The 7,205-nt window shown below is 46.7% G+C and carries 5 protein-coding genes and 1 pseudogene; all 6 read right to left on the minus strand.

Annotated features, from left to right (window positions below):
* Window positions 1-471 (minus strand): annotated as a pseudogene (locus tag V5298_RS07505) (hypothetical protein); the annotation flags it as partial.
* Between the two features lie 8 nt (window positions 472-479).
* Window positions 480-1,541: a glycosyl hydrolase family 8 gene (locus V5298_RS07510; protein ID WP_332930843.1), complete on the minus strand. Its 1,062-nt coding sequence runs from the start codon at window positions 1,539-1,541 to the stop codon at window positions 480-482.
* Window positions 1,535-3,811 carry a cellulose biosynthesis cyclic di-GMP-binding regulatory protein BcsB gene (locus V5298_RS07515; RefSeq protein WP_332930844.1) on the minus strand — a complete coding sequence of 759 codons (2,277 nt, stop codon included), beginning with the start codon at window positions 3,809-3,811 and terminating at the stop codon, window positions 1,535-1,537. Before V5298_RS07515 ends, V5298_RS07510 begins: the two co-directional genes overlap by 7 nt.
* Window positions 3,808-6,033, minus strand: a complete 2,226-nt coding sequence (bcsA, locus tag V5298_RS07520; protein ID WP_332930845.1) for a UDP-forming cellulose synthase catalytic subunit — start codon at window positions 6,031-6,033, stop codon at window positions 3,808-3,810. Before bcsA ends, V5298_RS07515 begins: the two co-directional genes overlap by 4 nt.
* Window positions 6,026-6,598, minus strand: a complete 573-nt coding sequence (locus V5298_RS07525; protein ID WP_332930846.1) for a hypothetical protein — start codon at window positions 6,596-6,598, stop codon at window positions 6,026-6,028. Before V5298_RS07525 ends, bcsA begins: the two co-directional genes overlap by 8 nt.
* A 367-nt stretch (window positions 6,599-6,965) precedes the next feature.
* The coding region (locus V5298_RS07530; protein WP_332930847.1) for a DUF885 family protein at window positions 6,966-7,205 on the minus strand (240 nt) is incomplete at its 5' end.

Below are 7,205 nucleotides of genomic sequence, written 5' to 3' on the forward strand. Positions count from 1 at the left end.
CCTTTGCAACTTTAATTGGCCAACCCCAATTAAAGTTGCAAAGGCGTCATTATCCATCGCTTTCTTTTCTTGGGGGCTAAGTTGTGCAAATTGTTCTAACAGCACTTGTTCAGGGCTCGCCCCTTGGTCGGTGTTTAACGCTTCTTCTTTGGCTGTGAATACGGGTGTTTCAAGTGCTGGCGTGATGGTGCTTTGATCAGCTAAACGGCCATTAATTCTGTCCAGCTCCATTTGTACATCCGCCGGTACCTGCCAGTTCGGATAGGCCCCTTGCAAACGTTGAAATTCACTGTTGGCCAGCGCGATATGTCGCTCATTGATGTGATACCACAAACCGGTGAGATCCGGCGCCCTTTGTTCAGGCGCAATCACAGTGGAATCCTTTTCTTTGTAGGTTGTTGTTTGAGCAAATGCCACACCTACCAAGGCGCCTACTGCTAGCGTAAGCCCCCTTAGGTAGACTTGATTCATTTTGATACTCATGATTTTCTATCTGCCACCGCTAACATGGAAAGCATGGTCAAACTTGCTGAATAGTAATCCATGTTTCTGTCCATCTTAGGCCAGGTCGGAACGTGCTCTTCGGTTAAACACCTTACCGCCTCCGTCACCGCTCGCATTCCGGCGGTCATAGGGTATGTTGCCCTTTCTTCGGTAATAAGATTTAAGGTTGCTGGGGTATCGGCTTGCTCCCACCACAAACGAAACGGCGCCAGTAATTGACGGCGCTCAGTTTGCGAAATCGCTTCCCCCGCCCAAACTATGTGAAGCGGTATACGAACGGCATTAAAACCATAAACCGGTAAAATGACCTTATTAAGGGTGACTTCTGACTGCTGATACCTCAGCCAATCTGGCGGCAAACGGTGTGCGGTAAATTGTGCTTTTGCCATCAGTACCACACCACTATCAAAAAGGGATTGCCAACGTTCGGGGTGTTGGGAATACCTTGCCATCTCCAACAGCGCGGGAAAGACCCAATAAGATAAATTAAGTTGCAGGTTATCAAGGCTATTTTCCGAGCTTCCATCATTAAATCCATACTCCCCCGGCAGCAAAAACGTATGGTTTTCATCCGCAACAAGTAGCCTTTTTTCCACCGCCTGAATGATAATTCTCGCTTCGTCTTGATAACTTGTCTGGTGCCACTTTTTAGCACCACGAAGTAAGGCCCAGGCAATGAGTAGCTCGCCATCGGAGGCATTGTTGACATCATCAATACATGTTCTGTCTTGGGATGGACAAGGACGATAGCGCCAACTAAAAAGTCCACTTTCCTTTTGTAGCGTGGATTTGGTCCAGGTCCAAAGGTTATCAAAGGTGGCCTTGTCGTCTGCCGCCACGGAAAACAACATGCCATATCCTTGTCCCTCACTGTGGGAGACATTCTCATTGCCACTATCCACCACCCGCCCGTGATCAATAAAGAGGGCTTTGTAAGTGATAAATGCTGTGGCAAATTCACTATTCTGTGATTTACTGCAGGCGCTGAGCAACATGATCAGTACCAATGCCAGCCACTTAACAACGTTCATTACCATGACTTTTGAATCTCTTTATTGCGACGTTTCAACAGGAAGTAAAGCACCGTACTAATGGCTAACACGGCCACAATAAAACCTATCAGCCAATACCAAGGATGATTGGAGAACCATAAGCGTAAATACAGCCACCTGTCCTCGGTTTCACCTACCTCATATTTTGACGAAACCTGCATTGCTAACGTTGGTGCTAAGTTGTCTTTCCAAGCGAAGAAATCGCCGGCCAGTTGCCCCCATAACGACAAGCTGATGAGATCTTTGACTCGTTCATTTAACACATCCGGGGTTTGCGCAGCGAGAATAAATAACGTGTCCTTTTCTGAGGAAAGGGGGTGGGCCTGGGCAAGTAAAATCCCCTGCTCACCTAACTCACTTTCTTGCACCGTATAGCCATCAACCTCCATGCCTCTAAACGACTTGTCGTTTGTCATGGTACGAATGTGGTTATACAGCGTGTTTTGTAATCGGTAAGACCATTTCTGGGTGGACGCGATGGCAGTACTAAACTGAGTTTGTTCTAGTTCACTCAAGGAATCCGGTGTACCCAAGACAATAGTAGAGCCCTCTTCACTCACCTGAGTACCAACGGAAACCCGGATATTCAACAGCGGCGTCTGGGCAACCTGTGCCAGCTTTCCAATTAATGTTAATGCACTGTCGAAAAATGCATGGGAGGGCACCGCGACGATAGTATGCGGCGCCGAAGCAAAGCGCGCGAAGGGATAAGCGGTTTGGGAAAACAAAGACAGGTCCGGCTGCACTGACACGTGACCTGCATCAGGCAGTATGATGGCGGAGGAATTATTTAACTGAAATGCAAGATGATTGCTTGCAACAATGCTGCAAGGAACGCCCGCAAGGGGCGCATTTAATACGACATCAAGATCAATGATATTAACGCCGCCTTTAAAGGTACGTGCCGGGATACGCAGCTTATAATTGCGAAATACCTGCCCATGTGTGTTATCCAGCGCCAATCCATGTACAAACTCGCCGTTAACGGTGACATTCATCACCGAGCCCGGCCCAATACTGGCGCCATAACCAAAATCCAACAGCAAATCGACGCTGGCATTTTCGATGACATAGAAATCCGCCGGTAAGCGAAATGATACCCGCTTATTAAAACTGCCCTTACCGCGAAAAACAGCACTACTGACCCCCATATCTTCAAAGGTATAATGGTTGTCAGGCATAAGTATACGATTGCGCTGCAAGCTTGAGGCAGTAGTATTCGTATGTGACACTATTTTTACCTGGGAAGTCACATTAATCGCATCATCCATGACCGACAATATCGTCGCCGCGTCTTGCACTTGGTCATCGCTTGTGCCGCTAACGATTAAACGATAACTTGCCGGTACAATCACCTCATCCCCTATGACAAAAGCTGGGGTACGCTGGGCTTTTAAAAAAGGCCCGTCTATTTGCTTTTTCTCATCCTCAGTCAGTACCGGCGTTAATGCTTGGGCTGTCCCCACCAGCACATGAACACGGTCACGACTGTCTGCATCAAGATACCAAGCCGAGCGCCGGTAACGGTTCAGCGTTTCTTCGCTCCACGTGTCTTGGGCGTCATCTTCTAAAGTGGGTAACCCGCCGTTATCGGCAAACACGGCATGTTTCACCACCAAGGGCTGGTATTGGTTTCTCAGTGCTAATGCCTGCGCAATTAACGGCAAGGTGTGTTCTATCACCGATGGATTCGGTTCACTGGCGGTATAAAGCTGCACATCGCGCTGCCCGCCGATCCCCGGATTGAAAAAGCCACTTAATTCGTTCAGGGTAAAACGATTATCGTTGACAGTATTTTCCACGGTAAGGGTAGAATTGTAGAGATTGATTTCGCTCCACAACTCCGAGGCCCCGCCATCTTCACACTGATTCGCATAGTGCTGACTGACCGACAAACTTAGGGTATTGAAGCCCTTACGCCATAATGATTTGGGGATCATAACCTCGGAGGTCAGCGCAGGACGCGTTGGATCAAAGGCAATCTGGCCAATGGTGGCGTTGTTAAAGCGCACGAATAGCTGAGATCGGTCTTTAAGTAATGCCTGAGAGCTGGTGACGTCCAGCTGTACAATGGCACGTTCAATTTCAGCCACTGATGACAAAGGAATGGCTACCTCAAGCGATGCCGACGACCCCGTCAAACGCACAATACTATCGCCAGCAACAAAATCAGACAGTTTATAGACGTGGGATTGCCCATGGGCTGTTAGTGATATGCCAAGCAGCATAAAAAACGTAAGCCAATTGTTCTTCATTGTTTATCCTTTACCGGTGAAGCCATTAAGCCAGATTTACGGGCGAGTCTGCCCACCAATACGAGCGTGTGTAAATAAACGGGTTTAAGTCCAACCCCCAGTACGTGCTTTGCGCCGAACCAATATGAAACTTCTCGCATACGCCGGCGTTGAAACGACAACCACCTGCGGCTATCACAAAGGGTAAATGCCACCAGTTCGTTTTTTTGCTCTTCTGTTTCGGGAACAAAACGTACCCGCAAGGTGTTTTGTTTTTTATCGAAGTCCAATACAATGACAGGAAGGTTCACATAGCGATTCAACGCATGGGACCATGATCTTAACACCGCGTGCTCAGAGACTGTTGTCCCCTCGCCTTTCAAGCGCAACATTGCACCACCTAGGGATAGATCCATTAAGTGGCCGACCCAGCCTTGCTCGTTTTCCATGTGTAAAACAACACTGTTGGTGGCCGGTAATCGGGCCTGCTTACGCACTTGTTTACGCTCTAACAATACGCTTAGAACAGATAATAAAAGTAGCAGGTTAAAGCCATTCCACAACATCACCACCACGGTGAGTTCCCACAACAAAGGCTCTGTCACTAGCTTGTAAACACCGGCAAAAAAGGCAATAACTAACAAGGATAGCAGCCAGTAAAAGACACTGGAGAGGGGCGACACATAGGTTTTGTCTAAACTCTCTCCTTTAGGGGTGACCACAAAAGACGGCGCTCGCGGTTTTATCAAAACCTTCACCAAGGCATGTAACAAAAACATGCATTGCAATAGTTCGTACAGTTCAGAAACCAGCGGCCAACGAGTGCGGCCAAAGAGCATGGTAGAGACCATGTAAGCCCCCACAACATGAGGAATGGTAAAGGCGATGACTTCCAATAACGAAGCCTGATAAACCTGTAAGCCAAATACCAGGTATGCTAAAGGCATAAGGATGAAAATCACGCGGGCAAAAGGAAATAGCCAAAACATGATTGAACTCATGTAGCCCACCCGCTGATACCACTTAAGGCCTTGGGTTTTATACGGCTTTTTCAATAGGAGAATTTGTGTCATGCCCTGCGCCCAACGCATCCGTTGCTGTATAAAGGCGTCGAAGGTTTCCGGTGCCAGACCTGATACCATGGGCCGATCCACATACACAGATTCATACCCCATTTTATGCAGATCCAAGGCGGTTTCTGCATCCTCAGTAATGGATTCACCGGAGATACCGCCAACCAGATCAAGATGCTCACGACGCAATAACGCAGCGGAACCACAAAAGAAGGAACTGCCCCAATAATCCAAACCTTTTTGGATGGTGCCGTAAAACATGTCATTTTCAGACGGCATACAGGAAAAGGCAGTAAAATAATTTCGTTCAACGGGATCAGGGTTGGCCATAAAATGGGGGGTTTGTACCAGAAATACCTTTTTGTTTTTCAACATCCAGGGCACAGTTCTATCGAGAAAATCCGTGGTCGGGACATGATCGGCATCTAAAATCGCAATAAGATCACCATGGGTATTTTGTATTGCACTATTTACGTTACCGGCTTTGGCAAATTCATTTTTTTCACGGGTGTGATAGTGAATGCCCAGACGCTGACACAAGGCCTGCATATCATGTCGCCGTGCTTTCGCCGCGGCCGATTTAACGGGGTTTTCTGCATTGATTTTTTCATCGGTGCCGCCATCATCAAGCAGATGAATATGCAGCTTATCCTTGGGATATTCGAGCATTTTAGCGGCGCGAATAGTGACTTCCAAAATGGCTGCATCTTCGTTATAGGAGGGGATCATCACATCAACGCTAGGTAAGGTAGCAGGATCGACCTCTTTGAGGGTTTGCAAAGGCCGAGTAAGTGGATACGCGTTAACAATTGCACCTAAAACAGACGTTACACCGGCATAGATTTCTGCGATAAACAATAACCAAACCACAATACAGGAAAGCACATCGGCATATGAGAGGGTGTATATACCACGCCACAATAGATACCGAGCGGTAAGGGCTATGGCGAGGACTAAGGCGATGGTTCTAAAATAGAATTGGTATCGCTGTGTATGGCGGGCTTCTTTGGTACATAAAGAAATAACGATGAGGACAATAAATGAGGCGATTAGCTGAGCCAATGCATCCACTGGCGCCAGAAGCAGAAAACCTAAACACAAGGAGGCAAGGATAAGAACAGACAAATACAAACTTGTATATTGGGCTCGAGTAGCCTGCGATTCATCCAAATTTATCATCCCATATATTAATGTGAGTTACGTTTGCATAGTTTGCTCTATTAATTAACGTCAATTTGCCTCCCGATGTTTCAATTTCATGATTGCTTCGATAAAACATTCGAGAGATATCATTCCGATGCTTTCGGCTACTTCGGGTAGCAATGACGCTAGCTGGATATACCATGAGCGCAAGTGCAGCAAAGGCCAATAACCCCCAAAAGATAACCGGAGACATGGTAGGATCTCGATAAAGCGAAAAAAGACTGATCCCTACACTCGCTACCAAAACTATAGAAGTGGATTTACGTAAACGCATAACTTTTGCAAACTTATTTTCTGCGGCAAGCAACATTCCAAGCCGTTTAGTCCACAGTTGCTCAGTTTCTAACGGGGTATGTTCAACAAAAAGTTGAGGCTTTTGCTCATGCTCAGGAAGCGGCGCGCTGCGTTGCACCGTGTCGTGGGGGGACGAACCAGAAACGTCGTTCACCGCAAGCTTTTCGTGCAATGTATTGTCGATTTCAGGCGTGACTACGGAACCCGTATTTTGTGAGGTATTGTCTACTAATTTCACCGTATATTCTCTTTGACTTTATGACAGCTCTATTTTACTGCCAGCCCCACATCGAGAGTATGGATGGACCTATACCTTGCGTTGAGTAATTATACCCATTGTGCTCATCAAAGAGTCCTATGCAATGATGTAGAACATTCTAAACCGGCCTATTTACATGGCCTAGCACGGTGTTTTCAGTTTTTAAAAAAAGCAAATAATTAAATATCCCTCGCAAAAAACGTTTAGTTTTTATTCAATTTACGTTTGTCGAACTGACACAGTTGATGTTTCTGGACACAAAAAAAATACCGTTCAGGCAAAAATGAACGGTATTTTCATACTCATAAACATGGTAAACCACGCTAAAGCAGGCGTATCACAAGAGTTATAATGCCGCAGCCTGTTCAGCAATCCACTGATTCACCTCTTCTTTGACCATACTCATGGGGCGAGCACCCGGTAACAATATTTGATCATGGAAAGCCCGAATATCAAATTTGTCCCCTAAGGTTGTTCTTGCCTTATGCTCTAATTCCACAAAGGTCAACATTCCCAACTTATAACCTAGCGCCTGACCGGGCCATGCCATGTAACGTTCAACTTCGGGTACCACATCCGACAAGGA

Origin of the sequence: Alteromonas sp. 14N.309.X.WAT.G.H12, from assembly GCF_036697315.1 — a bacterium.
Lineage (GTDB): Bacteria > Pseudomonadota > Gammaproteobacteria > Enterobacterales > Alteromonadaceae > Alteromonas.